Origin of the sequence: Leptolyngbya sp. FACHB-60 (assembly GCF_014695775.1) — a bacterium.
Taxonomy (GTDB): domain Bacteria; phylum Cyanobacteriota; class Cyanobacteriia; order Phormidesmidales; family Phormidesmidaceae; genus Nodosilinea.
The window spans coordinates 132977-151500 of the sequence record NZ_JACJOX010000026.1; the positions used below are offsets into that span (position 1 = coordinate 132977).

Annotated in this window: 24 protein-coding genes and 1 pseudogene; 6 read left to right on the forward strand and 19 right to left on the reverse strand. The window is 47.9% G+C overall.

Annotation, left to right across the window (positions count from 1 at the left end; translation table 11 throughout):
* Positions 1-94: 94 nt before the first annotated feature.
* From H6F57_RS27970 to H6F57_RS10575, 8 genes are all read right to left on the reverse strand, one after another.
* Positions 95-229 carry a hypothetical protein gene (locus tag H6F57_RS27970; protein ID WP_277873653.1) on the reverse strand — a complete coding sequence of 45 codons (135 nt, stop codon included), beginning with the start codon at positions 227-229 and terminating at the stop codon, positions 95-97.
* Positions 216-671, reverse strand: a complete 456-nt coding sequence (locus tag H6F57_RS10545) for a GNAT family N-acetyltransferase (RefSeq protein WP_190795001.1) — start codon at positions 669-671, stop codon at positions 216-218. The genes H6F57_RS27970 and H6F57_RS10545 overlap by 14 nt, the downstream gene beginning before the upstream one ends.
* A gap of 291 nt (positions 672-962) precedes the next feature.
* On the reverse strand, positions 963-1343 hold the full coding sequence (locus H6F57_RS10550; RefSeq protein WP_190630049.1) for a VOC family protein: 381 nt from the start codon (positions 1341-1343) through the stop codon (positions 963-965).
* Between the two features lie 72 nt (positions 1344-1415).
* Positions 1416-2171: an AraC family transcriptional regulator gene (locus H6F57_RS10555; protein WP_199289906.1), complete on the reverse strand. Its 756-nt coding sequence runs from the start codon at positions 2169-2171 to the stop codon at positions 1416-1418.
* A gap of 99 nt (positions 2172-2270) precedes the next feature.
* Positions 2271-3023, reverse strand: coding sequence for a class I SAM-dependent methyltransferase (locus tag H6F57_RS10560; RefSeq protein WP_190630051.1), 753 nt, complete (start codon positions 3021-3023; stop codon positions 2271-2273).
* Positions 3024-3178: 155 nt separating this feature from the next.
* Positions 3179-4201, reverse strand: a complete 1023-nt coding sequence (locus tag H6F57_RS10565; RefSeq protein WP_199289907.1) for an alpha/beta hydrolase — start codon at positions 4199-4201, stop codon at positions 3179-3181.
* A gap of 142 nt (positions 4202-4343) precedes the next feature.
* Entirely contained in the window at positions 4344-4847 is a 504-nt protein-coding gene (locus H6F57_RS10570; RefSeq protein ID WP_199289908.1) for a GNAT family N-acetyltransferase, read from the reverse strand.
* Positions 4848-5058: 211 nt separating this feature from the next.
* Positions 5059-5640, reverse strand: coding sequence for a TIGR00730 family Rossman fold protein (locus H6F57_RS10575; protein WP_190630054.1), 582 nt, complete (start codon positions 5638-5640; stop codon positions 5059-5061).
* Between the two features lie 323 nt (positions 5641-5963).
* On the opposite strand from H6F57_RS10575, the pseudogene H6F57_RS28340 reads away from it, so the two are divergent.
* Positions 5964-6065, forward strand: a pseudogene (locus H6F57_RS28340) (integron integrase); the annotation flags it as partial.
* A 341-nt stretch (positions 6066-6406) separates the two neighbouring features.
* Here the strand turns inward: H6F57_RS28340 and H6F57_RS10580 are convergent.
* Positions 6407-6784: a hypothetical protein gene (locus H6F57_RS10580; protein ID WP_190630056.1), complete on the reverse strand. Its 378-nt coding sequence runs from the start codon at positions 6782-6784 to the stop codon at positions 6407-6409.
* Positions 6784-7002, reverse strand: coding sequence for a hypothetical protein (locus tag H6F57_RS10585; protein ID WP_190630058.1), 219 nt, complete (start codon positions 7000-7002; stop codon positions 6784-6786). The genes H6F57_RS10580 and H6F57_RS10585 overlap by 1 nt, the downstream gene beginning before the upstream one ends.
* Before the next feature lie 107 nt (positions 7003-7109).
* Between H6F57_RS10585 and H6F57_RS10590 the strand changes: the two genes are divergently transcribed.
* Together H6F57_RS10590 and H6F57_RS10595 are read left to right on the forward strand one after the other, a co-directional pair.
* Positions 7110-7370, forward strand: a complete 261-nt coding sequence (locus H6F57_RS10590; RefSeq protein ID WP_190630060.1) for a hypothetical protein — start codon at positions 7110-7112, stop codon at positions 7368-7370.
* On the forward strand, positions 7363-7686 hold the full coding sequence (locus tag H6F57_RS10595) for a hypothetical protein (protein WP_190630062.1): 324 nt from the start codon (positions 7363-7365) through the stop codon (positions 7684-7686). The genes H6F57_RS10590 and H6F57_RS10595 overlap by 8 nt, the downstream gene beginning before the upstream one ends.
* Positions 7687-7911: 225 nt before the next feature.
* Here H6F57_RS10595 and H6F57_RS10600 read toward each other — a convergent pair whose 3' ends face one another.
* From H6F57_RS10600 to H6F57_RS10610, 3 genes are all read right to left on the reverse strand, one after another.
* Entirely contained in the window at positions 7912-8904 is a 993-nt protein-coding gene (locus tag H6F57_RS10600; RefSeq protein ID WP_190630064.1) for a hypothetical protein, read from the reverse strand.
* 161 nt (positions 8905-9065) lie between these two features.
* Positions 9066-9764 (reverse strand): peptidase E, encoded by a 699-nt coding sequence (locus H6F57_RS10605; RefSeq protein ID WP_190630066.1) that lies wholly within the window; start codon positions 9762-9764, stop codon positions 9066-9068.
* Positions 9765-9910: 146 nt separating this feature from the next.
* Positions 9911-10468, reverse strand: coding sequence for a hypothetical protein (locus H6F57_RS10610; RefSeq protein WP_190630068.1), 558 nt, complete (start codon positions 10466-10468; stop codon positions 9911-9913).
* 203 nt (positions 10469-10671) lie between these two features.
* On the opposite strand from H6F57_RS10610, the gene H6F57_RS10615 reads away from it, so the two are divergent.
* Positions 10672-10866 (forward strand): DUF4113 domain-containing protein, encoded by a 195-nt coding sequence (locus tag H6F57_RS10615; RefSeq protein ID WP_347279966.1) that lies wholly within the window; start codon positions 10672-10674, stop codon positions 10864-10866.
* Positions 10867-11638: 772 nt separating this feature from the next.
* Positions 11639-12523 carry an SAM-dependent methyltransferase gene (locus H6F57_RS10620; RefSeq protein ID WP_190630070.1) on the forward strand — a complete coding sequence of 295 codons (885 nt, stop codon included), beginning with the start codon at positions 11639-11641 and terminating at the stop codon, positions 12521-12523.
* A 110-nt stretch (positions 12524-12633) separates the two neighbouring features.
* Here the strand turns inward: H6F57_RS10620 and H6F57_RS10625 are convergent, their stop codons facing one another.
* The 6 genes from H6F57_RS10625 to H6F57_RS10650 all read right to left on the reverse strand — a co-directional run bounded on the left by H6F57_RS10625 (position 12634) and on the right by H6F57_RS10650 (position 16773).
* Positions 12634-13350: a HupE/UreJ family protein gene (locus tag H6F57_RS10625; protein ID WP_190630072.1), complete on the reverse strand. Its 717-nt coding sequence runs from the start codon at positions 13348-13350 to the stop codon at positions 12634-12636.
* A gap of 78 nt (positions 13351-13428) precedes the next feature.
* Entirely contained in the window at positions 13429-13785 is a 357-nt protein-coding gene (locus H6F57_RS10630) for a nitrile hydratase accessory protein (RefSeq protein ID WP_190630074.1), read from the reverse strand.
* Positions 13786-13818: 33 nt separating this feature from the next.
* On the reverse strand, positions 13819-14427 hold the full coding sequence (gene nthA / locus H6F57_RS10635; protein ID WP_190630076.1) for a nitrile hydratase subunit alpha: 609 nt from the start codon (positions 14425-14427) through the stop codon (positions 13819-13821).
* Between the two features lie 39 nt (positions 14428-14466).
* Positions 14467-15186: a nitrile hydratase subunit beta gene (gene nthB / locus H6F57_RS10640; protein ID WP_190630078.1), complete on the reverse strand. Its 720-nt coding sequence runs from the start codon at positions 15184-15186 to the stop codon at positions 14467-14469.
* 55 nt (positions 15187-15241) lie between these two features.
* Positions 15242-15760, reverse strand: a complete 519-nt coding sequence (locus H6F57_RS10645; protein ID WP_190630080.1) for a DUF1097 domain-containing protein — start codon at positions 15758-15760, stop codon at positions 15242-15244.
* A 47-nt stretch (positions 15761-15807) separates the two neighbouring features.
* Positions 15808-16773, reverse strand: coding sequence for a GTP-binding protein (locus tag H6F57_RS10650; protein ID WP_190630082.1), 966 nt, complete (start codon positions 16771-16773; stop codon positions 15808-15810).
* Between the two features lie 337 nt (positions 16774-17110).
* Between H6F57_RS10650 and H6F57_RS10655 the strand changes: the two genes are divergently transcribed.
* Positions 17111-18511 carry a transglutaminase domain-containing protein gene (locus H6F57_RS10655; protein WP_190630084.1) on the forward strand — a complete coding sequence of 467 codons (1401 nt, stop codon included), beginning with the start codon at positions 17111-17113 and terminating at the stop codon, positions 18509-18511.
* The last annotated feature ends 13 nt before the right edge of the window (positions 18512-18524 follow it).

Below are 18524 nucleotides of genomic sequence, written 5' to 3' on the forward strand. Positions count from 1 at the left end.
TTCAAAGTAAACCTTTGGATGTTGCGTGATGTGCTTGAACTGAAAAACTGACTTCTCTACCAACCTCCGAGGATACTTGACTGAACACCAGTCCTTACAGGGAACCTGCGGCATAACGTTCGACATGAGCGGCGGCCACCAGCCAGCCGCACGAAAGCAACAATACAGCACCGCTGTAGCGCGTCTGGCCGGTGGATGTCCGCTCGATGGAGGGGTTAGGCAACGCCATGGTGACGCAGAACAAGGCCCGTAGCAGCAAACGCCTCGTTCCCCGCCAAGCGACCAGAAACCCGCTTCACCACTTCGAACCCTTCGCTAAGGTACAACTGTAGAGCGGCTTCATTGCCTTCGAGAACGTCGAGCGAAACCGGACCGGATTCACAAGAAATTGCCTCACGCACCAGCCGCCTCGCGACTCCGCGGCGCTGATGCCGCGGGCTGACGTAGAGCCAGGTGATTTCGCCTTCAGCGATTGCGATGAAGCCCAACGGAATGCCCTCGTCATCCGCGACTAGCACCTTACCATCGAACAGGCCCTCACCCTCTGCAGTCTCCTCAAGCGTCAGAAACGCGTCCATCAACCCGCTCGCCTCGAGTTCTTGCTTGCGCGCTTCATCATGGATCACACATAGATGTGGCCAGTCGGACGATTCGTACTCGCGGATCCGCATACGGTGCCTAACGACAGAGCTTCAGTGGCGAGCCCGCGTGCGCTGAAGTCAGCGGAATGCCGAAAATACAGCTGCGGGCTCGTCCACTGCAAGCGATTGTTAGAACGCGGGATGGCGCGCACAGTTCGCTTGCCGATTCGGAACGGGGCTCGGCGGCACCATAAGCCGCAGGCTTGCGGACGCCGACAAGTCTTGCTCGTCGACGTCCGCGTGACGGACTGATTAGAACTCGCCAACCGCCTTGCCCAGCATCGTGAAAACCACAACTGAACAGATGAGATCCTCACCAAGTCATGTCCTCGAGTTGATACCAAACATATTGCCCTCAGTGTCTACACATAGACTCACCCAACCGAAGGCCCCAATTGAGAACTTTGGCCTGACAATGCGGCCTTTTGCTGCAACAACTCGAGATTCTTGTACAGAGCAGTCTTCAGCACTGAAATAGACCATCGTACCTCCGACTCCCGGTCGAGCATGTTCCGATTTTACTAGAGCACCTGACGCACCGTAGGCATTCATACTTGCAGGAAAGCTCATCATCTGTGTCTCGCCAGTTGGGTCATCCATCCCTTCGAGTTTCTGCCCGAATACGCCCTCATAAAATGCAACTGCTCGGTCCATATCTTCTACGTAAATGTCAAACCATCCGATTGCATTTGGCTTTTCCATGGTGTCCTCCCTAGTTAATTGAAGAATGTCCACCACAGTATGGCCAGCACGCTGCTGCTCGTATTGTATAAATCAGACATCGAATTTGGCCGCGTACTTTTTGGGTGTGTGACCCGTGACCTTGCGAAACGAATGGATGTAATGCGACTGGTCCGAGTACAGGTCTAGATAGTGCTTTCTGAATGACTGCTGCACACGCAGGACCTTGAGAAGATCGTGCGGCGCCAGGCCCGTCGTTCGTTTCAACGTGCGCTGAAGCTGACGAGGCGACAGTTCCGTCAGTCTTGCCATATCCGCCACGCTGCGGATCCGATCGAGATTCGAGAGGATCTTCGCGGTCACAATGTTGGTCGCGATCAACTTCTCTCGGAGAAGCCACTGCACCAGTTCCGAAAGCGCTGCTAACTTCTCGTCGAAACCCACTTCCGCGATCTTTCTGCTCACCTCTACCAGCGGCAGAGCTCCCGAATAGGGCGTCCCCACGTACCGATCGAAGATCTCCTCGCTTCTACCCTGCCATACCCCCGGATAGAACTGAACTCCTACGTAGTGAAATGACGTGCCGAGGTTCAAGACTTCGGCCTTGGTGCGAAGCGCGGTTACTCCCGCGATGGTCGTATCCGTCTGGTTGAACAGAATATTCACGCACCCATCGGGTACCGCGTGGTATCGGAAATCCTCCGGCAGGTTGGCGACCGTCCTGAGTTCCCAATAGCAGTGAACCAGTTCAGCGAGGCTGCCGCAGGGCTTCGCTTCTGAGTACTTTACGAAATGAACCGATCGATCGATTCCATCGCGTATGGGGCTATACATCTCAGCTGGGTTCATGCGTTCTAACGACTCAAATCAGCGGTGGCAGACAATCTCGAACTCAGCACCAGAGGCTTTCAACCGTCCGCCTGTATTTGAATTGTTAGACGCTTTTTTCTAAGCTGCTTGCAGAACATAGAACGTATAACCATAAGAGTCGCTGAATTTTTCAAACAGTCGCATCTCTTCTTCAGTTTCACGAATAACTGATTGAGTAATTGGGGTGCTTTCGATCCGCTGCATTCGCTCACGAAGCGGTTCATAATAATTGACCCACCAAGCCTGACTCGGCAGCCGATGCGTAGAGAGTATGCTAAAGCCAGACCGATTTGCCCGAGCGATATTCTCAGCCTCAGTCCCCATCATCGGATAGGCATTTTGCCAATACGCGATCAAAGGCTCTGGCGCGTTATCAATAAACCAACTCATCTCAGATATCACGGCAATGCCGCTGTTAGCAAGAAGCGGTCGCCAGAGTTTGAGACCCTGCTCAAACCCAATATGATAAATCGCTCCCTCAGACCAAAGCAGGTCAACTGAACCCGCTGACCAATCAAGTTGAGCCATATCACCTTGAATCGGAATGATTAAATACTCAAGACCAAGCTGTTTTGCACGCCCTGCCAATTCGTCAATAAAAACCGAAGAAGAATTAACTGCCATGACCGTGCTTTGGTAGTGTTGTGCAAGCAGCAATGCACTAGCACCACTTCCGCATCCTAAATCGGCAATTCGCGGCTTGAGCGGTAAAGTCGAAAGATTGCTCAAAATATTTCGCGAGAAATCAGAGTCACCTGGCCCTTTACGGTCTCGTCCACGGTGTAAATCAATCAAAGCGGTAACGTACTCGGTTCGAGTGTTTGTACTCATATGAATTTTTAATAGCTTATAGTCCCAAAAGGCTCTTGCTGTCTAACTTTCCTGGTCAGCGGCGGCGACTAAAGTTTACTGCAATACCCCAAAGGCTTGATATCGTCCGCTGCACTAGTTTTGTTATGCCGTACGTAAATTGAAGACTCATAGCTTTAGACGCTCTCAATCAACTGTTGGACTGCACTAATAACCAACTCAGGTTGATCCAGCTGCACAAGATGTCCTCTATTTTCTGCAATGATATGTTGGCTATTTGACGATAGTTTGGTCAAGTCTAACTGAAGTGATGCTAATTTCTGGAATCTTTCATCACTCATCTTTGAATCCTTAGAACCTTGGCTCAACACAATCAAAGGCAGGCTGCCCAATGATGTAACTGACTGAATTTCCTCAAAGCTCTTTTTTATATTGGCAAATTCACTGGATGCAGCTGCCCAATAGTCGGGGCGGTAACAGAAGGATTTATAAGTATCAAATAAGGTTTGTACTGCCAAGGGATATTTTTGAATTTCTTGCTTAATGTCTTCAAGAATTGGCAACAGATTCATCTCCCCGATTAATCGGAGCACTCCAATTTGACTGAAAACCCTCAAAACCTGATAAAACCAAGACTGCATTTTTATGCGCCTCCACATTTCGGATGTCATCTGATTTTCATGGGAAGAATCGACTAATACTAAACCGACCACATCTTTTGGATATTGACTTGCATACAGCCGCATATTGACTCCACCTAAAGAGTGGCCAACTAAAATGTAGGGAGGATTAATTCCAGCCTTATTCAAAAGTGAATGTAATTCATCAACGCTCTTTTGACTGGTGCAGGAACTCCTGGGATTTGCATCACTCCAACCCAACCCCGCTCGATCATAAGTGCAAACTCGAGTAAATTTAGCAATTCCAGATGGAACCAAGCCCCATGTAATTGAGGGAGCACCAGCACCAGCATCCATAACAACCGTAGGTGTACCCTGCCCAATACAGCTGAGATGTAGACGAAATCCCCCAATATCAACAAGTTCACCCTGTGGAGGATGTCTGCGTCGATCCAAGTCTTCACTCACTGCTTGATAGAAAATCCCTGTAAGTAATGAGATTGCGGTAATACTTAGAGTAAGCAGAGCCAAATTTTCCGTAATTGCCATAGCAAAATTTAGAGATTCATACTGCTGCATTCAAGGTTATCCTTGCTACTAATTAGTTTGCGGCATAACGGGTCTGTTGAGCGGCTATCGATCACCTCTGCAACAATACCAATTAATCTTTGTTATCCGCTCCAACAGATTTGTTCTACTGTGATTGCTAACAACAGTTTACTCAAGTCTTAAACTTAGCCGTGTTATCAAAACATTGAACGATGCCCCTCCAATCCTTATTCTTCATTACCGTCTCGGTATAGTTGTTTTCTGTGTAAGTTCCGATAATACCTCGCCAGAACTGTTGGGCAACACTGTTCGTATAAACTTGATGGATCTCCCAACGACCACAAAACAAATCAAAGACGTGAAATGCGACCTGGCGACCAATTCCCTGCTTACGGTACTTTCGTAAGATGAAGAATTCCGCCACTGAGTATTGGCTACCTGGAAGGTAGGTGTATTGATTCACCAACACAAAACCAGCAAGTTTACCATTTACTTGCACTAGATACGGATGGCGATCGGATTCAACCCAATAGTAATCCAGATATTGATAGCCAAAGTATCCGTGCTCGTTCAGGTCCGTGTTCTCAAACTCTGAGAAATCATACTGATAAAGCTCCATCATTTGCTGGATGATTGGCTTATCTGTAACTGGAGCTGGTAAGACTTGAACATCCACGATGGACACCTTATTGGCACTTTTGACTTCACTGACCTCTTTACAAATACAAAATTCTAGATGCCAACTACGAGCTTCAATCTTTTGGCACCGCCCACGAATAAAGCAGTAGAACGTTCGCAATCATCGGACTCAGATGAATTTTGCTAGAACCCAGCGCACTCCAAAGTTCCGGTGCATTGCGGTTGTTGTGCGGATGGCAATAGCTATACTACTGTTGGTTTCGGTCAATCCATTTATGTACTGTAGGAACTTCAAATTGACTTAACTTTTCAATTAATTCCACCGGGTTTTCTGCCGCTAAAATAATACTCCTATGTTCAGGGCGGATAAACTTCTCTTTCGTCGCATGGTCGAGAAAAGATAAAAAACTATTATAAAAATTATTAATATTCAAGAGACCACAAGCTTTTTTATGAAATCCAAGTTGAGTCCAAGTAGCAACTTCGCAAAACTCTTCTAGTGTTCCTAATCCACCTGGAAGTGCAATAAAACCATCTGAAAGATCAGCCATCAGCGATTTACGCTCGTGCATTGAGCTAACAACTCGAAGATCGCTCAATCCAGTGTGAGCAACTTCCTTGTCTACCAGGGCTTGGGGTATTACTCCAATCACTTTTCCACCAGCAGCAAGCACAGAATCAGCAACCGCTCCCATCAAACCTACATTGCCCCCACCATAAACGAGGGTAATTCCGTGCTCTGCCATTTCCGCACCTAGACTTTGTGCAGCCTCAAGGTAGCTGCCTCGTTCACCAAAATTGGAGCCACAGTAGACGCAAATGCTCTTCATAATTTTTACTCTTTAGCTAACAATTTCAAATAGTTCAGCAAGAACTTGATCTCGGTTGCCCCACAAATAGCTTCCAAATACTGTCACCACCTCTCAACAAAGCAGCACAACTCGTAATTAGAGGGAAAATTTCTCCCTAATACCCCCATGCGGGATCTTAGGTGGAAATCTGTCTGCCTAAACACCCCCACAGGGATCTTATGTGGAAAAATTTCAGCCTAAATGCCGAATATGGGAGCTTAGACGGAAAATTTCAGTATAAATCCCTGGAGATTGGGGGAAAGACAACTTAAGATTCCCTCGTGGCTAGTACAGAATTACTCATAGATGGTTCAACTCCACCAAGTCGCTTGCTTGACCAAGTGCGAGATGCGATTCGACTGAAACATTATTCTTACCGGACGGAGCGGTCCTACGTTCAGTACAACGCCTGTGGCAGAACCATGAGTCGGTTGCAAAGGGAAACACCCAGTGAAATAACTTTGAGTCCTGGTTTAGCTGCCCCGCGCCGCAACGATGCTGCGGCTGTATCTTCTACAGAAACCCTCTCTACACAAAGCACCCAAGCCAATCGAGAGCTTCAGCTGCGACTTATAGATAGAACGGTAAAATCAGGCTTTGAGACAACTGGCACAAGCCAGCCCAGGCCGAACCTAGTCCATTTTTCAGCGCCACTGGCACAGAGCGTATGTGCTTATAGCCTATGAAGTGAGATAACCAACGGTTCGTTTTGTACAACCGTTGCGCTGAGCATTGATGATTCTACCTACACCGAATCATCCGCCCAACCACAATGCCCACAGTCCCAATGAATCTGGCCCTCAGCCGCTTTGGACACCGGCATCTCACAGTTGGGGCATCGGGACGTAAACAGCGGGTGAACATCCAACATCTCCAACCGTTGCTCCAAAGTCAGCCGCTGCACTGGGTCTAAAATTAGCTCACCATCGTAGTAGCTAGCCCCCTCCGGCTGCCATTCCTCTCCGTACCAAGCCAACGGGTCATCAGGAACAGCGATCGCCCTAGTGGCCAACCTAAAGTCTGAACAGCTATCTACTTCCACTCCCTCGGGATGCTCTACACAAACTATGTAGGAGCTGTGAGCATAGTATTTGCAGAGATCGCAGCAGTCGAGCTTAGCCATTAAAATTCGCAGTTCTTTGCACCAAAAGACTTAGTGATCGTACCGTCTGGTTCCAGCGTCGCGCACCAAATGCCATCGGCCTGCCAGAGCTGGTAACGGTCAATGCCTTCAACAAGAAGGACAGTCCCAACCATGATCAGGACGGCCCCAGCTGCGATCGCCCCTAATACCCGCAAAGGCCGAACCGTAGTTGGTGTAATCGGTTGAACGTCCTTCATTTTGCACCCCAGGCATTTTTCCTAGAGTGCCCGCATAAGCGCGATAGGCAGTAAACAAGAAGCCCCCAACCTTAGAACAGTCTCGCGAAACTGTAGGACAGCTAGAAATGCTTCAGGCTTTAGTGGCTGCGATCGCCCACCAACAGCCCCCAGCTTCGCCACCGGCACCGCCGAACCCGCTTTCTCGCTTTGAGCAGCTTCAGGCGATTGCTGACAACGACTGGCGGCCCAGCACCAGCAAACTAGCTGAAATCCTTGGTCTCTCATCTCTCTCTGGGGCAACCTTCGAGCGCTACGGCTTTCGCTTCACCAGGGTTGGGAAGAACGGGGCACAGTCGGCCTGGAAAGTGGAGAAGGTCAATGAGTAAGGCTAACTCTCAAGAACTCTCCCGTGGCGATCTGGTAAAGCTCAAAGACCCCTACCAGGCCCGCTATGGCTATGGTGTCGTAGTCGAAATTCTCAGCCACACTCGCCACAAGCTACCGAGGAACGTCAGGCTGCATCTCTATGACGATGAGGGTCAGCTCTTCATCGAACCCCTTTCCGTGTCCAAAGGGTTGATGGTGCCCAGCTATGTAGACTTCCATGTGTCAGAGCTGGTGTGGTATCGAAGAGTCGCTGACCAGGGCTACCACACCATTCCTAACCCGCCTGACTGGTCAGCAGAGCGGTATTTGGCCTAAGAGCAAACCAGTACCGGATAGCATGGGGTCAGACAGACTTTGAGAGAGCGGAAGCACCATATGTCTATCACTCTCAAGCCAAAGCGGGAACCACGTCCTTTTTTGCTACGCCACGGTGTATATGATTCGTGCTCATCGGCAGGTCACCCTGGGCATCCCTGCCATCCGGCAGGAATATACCCTAGTGGCGATCGTTACCTGTCGCAAATATATTGCGATCCTATCTCATCTATTTGGGCGCAACAAATCATATGCGATCGCATTCGCATCACGAGTCTCCTTTAGTAAGTCTTGAAAGCTGCGCTTAATCTCAAATGGGGAGCCATCAGCATACAGAACTGGGGCTGAGTCATGAGCGTGATCGGTACCTGAATCAATAGACTCCCTCCACCTTAGTGCATGAGTCTTCCACTGCTCCGTATCAACGCCCTCAGGTGGATGGAACCAGAGATTCCAAGTCAATATATTGCCAGAGAGCAGCATGTTTCCAGTAGCAAGATTGAACAGCTCTATGATTTTTGCATTGAAATCGTTGACAGTAGGATGATCTGTTGGGACGATGTCGCCAATTTCTACATCTATATGACCAAACGAAAATGCTCCGTCTTTTTCATGATCAGAAAAAGTAGGCACTTTAAATCGCTCGCTTAAACCACGCCTAATTGGGAAGATAGGTTCACAGGGTTCTCCAACTTTGTGTGTAGATATATTGATGGCATATTCTTTGCTAAAGGGAAAGGGAAGATCGTTTCTTTGAAAAAGGTCTCGTGCTTCTTTAACCCACCATTTTTCGTGCGAACTTTGACTGAACCAAACTTTACCCATCACTGACATGTCAGCAGCGATTTCCCTATTTGGCTCGTCAACCCAGCCCCTTTGTCCGGTAACGGTAATCTCTACATTAAAGCAGCATATATTATCGATGCAAGCGCCTTGTTGAGGGCATACAATCGACCAGATTCTTCCTCTATTGTCATAACCAATACTGGAGATATCATGGGCAAACCTCTGAAAACACCTAGAATCAGGATCTCCTTTTATAGTCTCCCAACTGAACTCAGGCCAGAATACATGCAACTGACGCTTGATTCTCCCAATGTTGTCCATGTTGCCCAATAGGTGCAACGAACTAAGATCTGGTTCTGGATAGGCAAACTCAGGTTTTGATTGAGCAAATCCACCTAAATCTGGGGGAAGCTCTGATTTAGCATCAAACATTTCAAAACTTGCCTCTATTTAATCTCATAGAAATAAAATATTAGTCTAGGAACGCGAATTAATTCTAAATGAGAGAAAAGTTTACTGCCACCTGACTTTTCAAACATCCTCTAGTTAAATATTGCTAGAGCACATTCGCCTATTGTCATTAGTTGAGTGACTTAAGAAATCCTTTCCATTTTCAAGGGGATTTCCTTAATCAGCCCATTCTCTACAGTGACTTGATAAACCGTTGTATCAGCACGAGAAGAAATAGCCTTAAAAACTTGATCTCCCCTGAAATGTAAAGCACTCCACTCGGGAATGCCATAGCCCGGTTTTACTTCACCAGTTTTCAAAAAACGATGATAAGTTGGCTGACGTTCGGGTTCTGCATTGTAATGGGGACAGCAACTGCCCGGAAACCATCCAAGACACTCCATGACTTCTAATCTATTAGCCCATGAATCAGTGATTCCTTGCTGAAACCAACAAATAGCTCCAGCACTACTGCCTGACAAAATAATTCCGCTTGACCATGCCTGACGGAGGATATCTGGCACCCCCCATTCTCTCCAGACTGCAAGCATACTTTTAGTATTTCCCCCACCTATATAGATAACATCCTGCGCTAAAAGAGTGGATTCTAAATCAGGTGTTTGCTTGAAAAGTGGTACGTGAATAGGGCGGCAGTTCAAACTATTAAATGCCCTATAAAATTTCTCAATATAGGAATCTGAGTCCCCGGTTGCGGTTGCCAAAAGACAAACCTTTGGCAATTGGGAATTCTTGCTTTGACCCAGAATGTACCGTTCTAAAGCCAGATCGTTTGTAATTGCAGAAAATCCACCACCGCCTGCTGCAATGATTTGACCTACCATCTTTTGAGGTATCCTCCAAAATACATTTAATTACACTCAAGAAAATCTTTCATTTAAGGAATATTGAGCAAGGCTTAGCTCCCAGCCAACACCTGATCCACAATCCCGCTGCCCGGTACTAGTCGAAGCGATCTTCCTGTCTCAGTTCAACGTTCAACCGGACGTAGTTCAACCGGACGTGAACTACCCCGCAGGATCCAAACAATCAAAATTGCAGTCACAACGCTGTAGGCCAATATGCCAAACGGCGAGTTAAAATTCACCAGGTTGGGCTGATTCAGAGCAAGCGGAATCTGCGCTACTCCGGGAATCGGCCAAGCAATCGACTTGGACGAAAACCGCCGCAGCAGAAACCACTGGGCGATCGCGGTTCCTGCCCAAATTGCGGGCAATGCGATGTCTAGGCTATCACCACCCGATAATCCGACTCCGCTAGTAATAGCAGCCGCAATTGCCCCACCTGCCAATATCGCGCCAAACCAGTGGGCGATCGGCAAGTAGTGCTTTAGCAGCCAGCCCTGAGCAGCCCCAAGCGCTGGCGTGAGAAGCAGCGACATCAGGGCTAAAAAGACAACAGAACCCACCGGGCCCTCATTGGTGCCTTCGATCGCTAAGCCCAGTTGACCGACAGTAAACCAGCTAATGTATAGCGCCACAACCCCACCAACAAAGCTAGCGATCGTGCTCACTAGCCACCACAGCAAACCAAATCTCCAACTAACCCTGTAACTTGACATAGATTCTGCCTACTCACAATTGCCTCATCCTATATCCAACCTACGTGAATCGTGAGAATCCGTATGGGCTGGAAGTCTCGCAGGTAGGGCAAGATGCGCGTTACAATTTCCTTTTTTCTACTAAGGAACGTGCATTTAAATAAAGTAGTAAGCGTGTCGATCATCGTAGGGTGCATAACGCTAAGGCTCCGCCAACGCGAAGCAATGCACCAATAGGAAAGATAGCAATTGGTACCTTGGACAGTCTCAACCGCAAGCTCAGCCTTGATGCCGTCAAGTTTGGCGCGATGAGCTTGAAGCCCACCTGGGCGATGCGGTCAAAATCTCGCCCCAGCGCTACATGGCTCGCTGGGGCGAGATTCTGACTGTGAAGGTTTGGCAAGGAGTAAGTAGCAAATCAACAAGACTATCCTATGAGACAGTCCTATAGGACAGGACTTGACCTAAAAGGCTCAACCTAAGGAGATGTGGGCATTCTAGGTGTATTACCTGTGTCCTGTCCTGTCCTGTCTTATCTGGCTAGTCCTATGGCTTTTCGTTTAATCCTATTGACCCTTTCAGCTGTTGGCTTACTGGCTGCACCCTTGCCTCTAGGCGCTCAAAGCAGTTGCGATTCGGCTTATCCGGGTGTATGCATTGCCCCGCCGCCACCCGACTTGGACTGCAAGGACATCACCCATCGAAATTTCACCGTTCTGTCTCCAGATCCCCACAACTTTGATGGTGATAAAGACGGTATCGGTTGCGAGGGTAGGTGACCCTCATCGCCTCAGGTAAAGTCCTCAGCAAAATTCTCAAGCTGACGCAAAGTTAACGAACTGCACTATCAGCTTATGGGTTATCACGCATACCTTTCCGCCGATTTCTACACTACGTTGTAGCAATGGACAAAACCTCTCTTGCTCTCATAATTCTTGCAGCAGTGCTTGTTCTGCTGCAAGCACCCCAACTGGTTATGGCGATTGGAGTCATTCTAGGAATATCAATTGTGGTAGTAAATTTATTTTGGCTCTCTTGGGAGCAGTAAGGATATGCAGTGAAATTTGAGCAAAATTGACCTACAGTTCAAGACTGTCCTATGAGACAACAGGACAGGACTCAGCCAAACTGTAAATACCTGCTAAAAACTCTTCTCCTGTGTCGTCTATATCCGTCGATCCCATCTCCTACACCGCCCAGATTGTGGCGGCTAAGCGGGCCATTGAGCAGTCCCTCCCAATTCCACTATTCAATGACCCTTACGCTGCGGCTCTAGCGGGCAATGAGGTTGAACATCTTCTATTTAAATGGCGGAAGGTGGCCGAAAGGCAGGGGCGATCGCTAGAGGAGGTCATTGCCAAGCGCACCCGCTACATCGCCACTCGTACTCGGTTCTTGGATGACCTGCTGCTGGCCACTCTGCCCCAGTTGTCTGAATCTCAAGTCGTCATCCTGGGCTCAGGACTCGATACCCGAGCCTATCGGTTGCCCTGGTCATCCGCTACCAGGCTTTATGAAGTCGATATGCCAGGGGTTCTAGACTACAAGGCCAATGCCCTAGGGAACATTAAGCCGAATTGTCACCACCACATGATTGCAGGTGACTTGGAAAATTTTCAGACAGGTTGGATCGCTCGACTACTAGAGGCAGGTTTGAGGCAAGAGATTCCAACTATCTGGATCCTCGAAGGCGTTGTGATGTACCTGCCAGAACCTTCAGCCCACTCCTTACTCAGGACTGTTGCAGCGTTGAGCTGCCCTGGTAGTGTTCTGGGCATGGATGCGGTAAAAAGCGGTTCTATACTGGCAGCCCAGAGCGCTAAGAACACCGACCGTGGGAGAGTGGTACGCCACTGGCAATTTGGCTGCGACGAGCCCCAGCAGCTTCTAAAGGGCTATGGCTGGAGTGCTGAAGTAAGCCAACCCCAAGACGTTAAAATCGCCCACAGCAGATATCCAGAGTCCATGCCAGTTACAGCTGAGGTGGGTGGCCACCAGCAGGAGAGAGGGGTTTGGCTGGTAAAGGCTAGGAAAAACCAGTGACACTTATCGCCTCAGATAAAGTCAAAAGCATTAATTTCAACTGCTCTAAAGAAGCAAAGGCTAGAAGATTACACTTCTAGCCTTTGCTGAGAATTCATCGAGTGAGTGACTTAAAAGCTAGCAGTCATCAATGCCACTCCAGTCCCTACAGCAATGTATCCGGCCAAACGCAGAAAGTCGGGGTAGCTAACGCTAGACTTCATAGCTTTTGTAGCCACCTTGAAGGCAATTAAAGAAATAGTTGCCTGAATCAAAGTAAACCCAGTTAGATAAGCTGCAAGAGGAACTGCTGTAGCGCCAATGATAGCTTCTCCATAAGCATAACCATGAAATAATCCTGCCACACCTGCTAGGACGGCAATGATGGCCGTGTTAGGCTTCTCTAACTTTGCTAATAAGATGCCAGAGACAAGCACTGAAGCTGAAATAATTATTTCAACCATAGGCATATCCACCAGCATTAAGTGAAGCCCTGTTCCGACAAGAGCTGTTGAGAGAAACACAACAGGAACCCAAAAACCTCTGGCAACAGTTGACGCTAGCAATCCCACAGATATGACAAAAACCAGATGATCAAACCCAATGATCGGGTGACCAAGCCCTGATAAAAATCCCTCCATAAAGGTAGCCGATATTGCGCCTCCAGATGGGTGATGGGCATAGGCGGGGAAAGCTATCCCTAGAAGGGCGGAGATGACTATAACAATCTTTACGACGCTGCTAATATCCAAGCCAGTCCAATGTCTTATGCCACTAATCTTTGATGCCACTTTTGTGTCCCTCACAATTAAATTGGCTGCAAACGAGATGCCGAGAATGACAAACAACTCTCTAGGAGAGTTGAAAGCATTTAGAAAATAGAAAAAAGCTAGGCTAAAGATACTAGACGGGAAAGCTAACTCAGATTAAGTCGAGGTTTCATTAGCCTCAACCAGCATCTGACGGGTTCGTTCTTCTAACTCCTCTTCGCTGACAAGGGAAGACTCAAGCACTAAACTCTCTAGAGATGCAAGCCAACGAAGATAATAATCCCAATCTGGGTCATCTTTACAGTGGGTTGCTTCCCATTCAGCAATAGAGAAAATTAGCCCTTGCCGAAAGTCTTCCCACTCATAATGTCCTTTTTTAGACAAAGCAATTGCCATTCCAAAGGCACGGCCTTCCCATGGTCTTTGAAATAGGATCTCCCCATTATCGCGTGGGGGAGAATCAGCGCTACCCAGCATACTAGCGGCTGCGAACTGTTCAAATTTAATCTGCATGGCTACTCAGCGATTCTTAAACGTTGCCGATGATTAAGCTGGCAGTACTACCCTGGCTGCCCCTTGCATAGATTCAGGAGTAACAATGGCCGCTAGTTGCTCCTCTGTCCACCCTTCCGTTCCTTCAGGGCGTTCTGGCAGAACAAACCATCGAATCTGAGCACTGGTGTCCCAGACCTTAACTTCAACCGATTCAGAGACATCTAGACCAAACTCTTTGAGCACTTTTCGAGGTTCACGGATGGCCCTGGCTCGAAAGGTAGGATCTTTAAACCAGTAAGGCGGTAGACCCAACACTGGCCAAGGGTAACAGGAGCACATTGTGCAAACAATCAAGTTATGGACGTCAGGGGTGTTGGCAACAGCGGCCATATTCTCGCCTTCCGCTCCAGCCATACCACGGGGAAAACTCATCTCAGCAATTGCTGAAGGAGTATCTGCTAGCAGACGTTCTTTGAATGCTGGATCAATCCAGGCTTTAGCAACAATTCTGGCACCATTAAATGGCCCCATATCCTTCTCGAAGAAGTCAATCACTTTATCGACAGTTTCGCTAGTGATAACTCCTTTTTCGATTAACAAAGACTCTAGGGCTTTAACGCGAGCAGCACTATAGGTTTCGCGATCAACGTTCTCAGTCATACCTAATTTTCCAAGAATACTTAGTAAAACATCCGTGAACTATTCTGGATCTTCCAAATAACCTTCAAAAATCTGAACATAAATTTTGGTATTAGGCTCAGTAATGTCCTCCCAGATGTCGTGGGAATTAAATACCACGTTGTAGATAGGCATAGGGTCACCTACTCCATCACCTGTTGGGAAGTAGTAATTGTAGGTTCCCTCATAGACCTCATCAACAACACCTTTCTTGGTTCGCAGATACCCAGGTAACTTACAGTGATCAACGGGGGGTGGATTTCTAACAGTAACGGTGTCACCAACCTTAAACCTAGGTTGAGCCTCCACATCACAAGCAGGTGAGTCTCCAACCCTAAGGTATTCAATTATTTGTTCATCAATAGCTGGCTCACCACCACTCGGCAATGGTGCGTCTAGGTTTTCTAGGTAAGCTGCTGTTTTTGTACTTAGCTCTTCCTCTGTTACATAACCCGATTCGACAAAAAATCCAGAAATACCACCTAACCACTTTTCATAGTATCGGTACTTAAAGTAGTCGAATGGGTTCATCCCCTCTGCACCTTGGCGGAGATGGCCCCAAGTCCAAAAGCTGCTGAACTTAGTTGGGACGGTCTCAACAGCCTCTAAATGGTTACTCAGCCCCATCATGGCAACGTGAATGCCAAAAATACGTTCTTCCCATGGTTGAACGAAGACTTTCTTCTCAAAGCTAGAAGGCTCAAGTCCTTCAATTCCACCGATGTAATGTTGTAGCTTCATTTCATTCGTCCTAACGAAAGCACATTGAATAAATCCGAGCTATTAGGTCAAAGGCTTAGGCGCGGGTTTGATTCCTTACAGCGGTAACTTCGCTTGTGGTCATGGCATCACCCCAAATCTCAGAGAGATAGCCAAAGAGCCCACCTAAAATCATTGCTACTGCCGCTACTAAGCCTGGATTGGTCAGCCCCACCGTAGTAATAGGAACTCCTGTAGCAACAGTAGTGCCCACTGTTGAAGCAAATCCCCAAACAATTGCAGGGATTGCGGTTAGTAAAGGAACTTTAGATGCCTGAACCATAGCAGCACTGCCCAATCCAACACAAACAGCGGCAATAAACGGATTTGCACCCAAAGCGGTGATCGTAAGTAAAGTGAGCGAGGCAATCACAATGCCTGTCAAGTTAGACGCAATGCTTTGTTTAAGGCCAGACGCCTTTCCTCCCAAAATAAAAAATGATGCCCAGGCAATAAACGTGACCCACACTGGTACAAGAATTACTGTTGCTGTAAGATAAGTATCCACGGCTCCTAAAGCGCCAATGCTGACACTGTATGCGTCTAATTTCTTCATGGGACGACTTTTCCTTAGTTTATTGACCTATTTCTCGGCAATACTCGTTATGCGAGACAAGCCTGAAATCCTTCTTTAAGCTCCATCTCAGACAAATTACGACCAATAAAGACAAGTTCATTTCTACGCAACTCATCATCTTTCCAAATCTTTCCAGGTCTACCGTCTAAGAGCATGTGAACTCCCTGGAAGACGAAACGCCTATCTTCCGAATCAATATCCAAAATTCCTTTCATACGGAAAATGTCTGTTCCTCTATCTTGTAGAAGCTGATAAATCCAGCGATTGAACTTATCACCGTCTACGCTTCCTTCTTCAACGATAGAAACAGAGAAAACAGACTCATCATGCTCATGAGCGTCTTCGTTTAGAAAGTCTGGATCTATATGCAGGGCTTGTTTCAGGTCAAATGCTTTAATGCCAAGAACAGAGTTCATTGAGATATCACTGTCTTGAGTTCTGTAGACCTTGGCGAAAGCTGCCATTCCCCGAACTCGCTGCTCAAGCTCATCTACAATTTCTGGAGATACTAAGTCAGTTTTGTTGAGCAGTATCACATCTGCAAAAGCAATTTGTTCCTGGGCTTCGTCACTTTCCCAGTGCTCCCAAATGTGTTTTGAGTCAACAACTGTAATGACCGCATCTAATTGAGTTTTAGTCCTCATCGTTTCGTCTGCAAAAAAGGATTGAATGACGGGTGCTGGATCGGCTAAACCGGTTGTCTCAATCACCAAGTGGTCAAACTTATCCTGTTTCTCTAGAAGGCTATCAAAGATGCGAACTAAATCCCCTCGCACAGTGCAGCAAATACAGCCATTATTCATCTCCAAAATTTCTTCGTCAGCGTCAATTACTAGCTGACTGTCAATTCCCACCTCTCCAAATTCATTGACTATGACAGCAATTCTTTTCCCATGCTCCTCAGTGAGCATACGATTAAGCAAGGTTGTCTTTCCGGATCCTAAATATCCAGTAATGACACTTACAGGAATTGGTGAAGCATTAAGGCTCATGAGTTTCAGGAAGTGATTAATTTAAACGCCATGATATCTAACCTAAAGCACACTATTCTTCTAAAAATTGGGTCTAAAAAACGTCACCCAAAAGCATTTCTAGAAGTTTAGTTAAGCGGGGCTTTAAGTCAGTTGTTATGACAACCAATCCTAGAGGGGGGGATAAGGAAGAGTTGTATCAACTAAGACATTTTTGCACTCCTCGCAGGATAGTCCCATAGAAGTGTTTTATGGATTTAAGCACAATCTAGCTCCCAAACAAGACAGTCCTATAAAATAGCCAGAAAATCGGGAAACCTAAAGTAGAAGTACGCTCTAGCCGTTTCTCTGAGCTGTCATGCGGTTTTTATTCCTGAAGTTGCCTGTCCTCATTACCAGAACGCTGTTCTACCTGGCAGTCTTCCTCTCTCCAGTGCTGGGTGTCTGGTTAGCCTCGTCGGTAGTGGCCTACATCAACGGCCCCAAATTACTGACGGTCTTTTCAGGTATCCTGCTATTCCCCCTGGTGCCCATTCTGTGGGACATGGGAGGCCGCAAGCGACGCAAAGAACTAGGCATTCTCACCTGGGGCGATCGCATTGTCTTGAAGACGCTGGTACTCAACCTGGCCTTTCTTTTCCTGCTGCTTGCCCTGCGGCCTCAAACCTCATTCCTGGCCCTGTCTACCCGTGGTGATTGGTTCCTCGATGGTATGCAAGGGCCACAGGTGGAGCTGGCCCGAACAGGATTGTTCACCTTGTCTAGGGGACTAGAGGGACTGTACCTAAGATTCCACAACAACCCTTTTGACCAATATGCCGATACGACTCAAGTAAAGCCCCAACCAGCACCCCAGCCCCAACCAACAGGACAGGCTGGACAGAGCAAAGGGTGGCCCTGGACCGAGGTTGGGCTGCATCCTGCCGTAGTCAATATGCCTCCTAGCGCAGAAACCAGCATTGCTTCTGTTGCTCAGTACATCGCCAGCCAGGAAAAAGACCCGATGCTGCGGGTCAAGGCACTCCATGACTATGTGGCAGATCGCATCGCCTACGATGCACCCAACTACTTTGCCGGTAACTACCCTCCCCAGGATGCTGAGACGGTCTTTCAGCGCCGGGTAGCTGTCTGCGCGGGTTACGCCAAGCTGCTCGAAGCTCTGGGGCAGGCGATTGGGGAAGAGATTGTCTACGTAGTTGGTGACTCCCGCAGCTCGACTAGTGATCTAGAAGGCCAAAGCCACGCCTGGAATGCGGCCAAGATCAAGGGGCAGTGGTATTTAATTGACACCACCTGGGACAGTGGCTCTGTAGATCGAGCGTCGGGTTTTAAGAAAGCCTACAAAACCGACTATCTATTCCCGCCTCCGGAGGTAATGGGCATTAGCCACTTTCCCGATGATGAAAACTTCCAGCTCAGGTCACAGCCCATTTCCCGAGGTGAGTTTCTGCGCCAACCTATGATGAGAGCTCGGTTCTTTGCGGAGGGAATGCAGCTGGTGGCCCCTATGCGATCGCAATCAGATACCCATCAAACTGCGGTGATTCAGCTTCAGAATCCTAACCAACGCTGGTTGCTACCTAGCTACTCTCTCAAAGGCTCTACCCAAGCTGAGCATTGTCTAGAGAGTGCCACCCAAGGCCCCCAGATAACCTGCTCCCTTCCTGGCCCTGGGGCTTATGAAGTTAGCTTGTTCAGCGGTGATGAGCAGTATGGAGAGTTCGCCTATGTAGGCCAGGTTGAGTTCAATCGGCGCTAAACCCTGATTTACT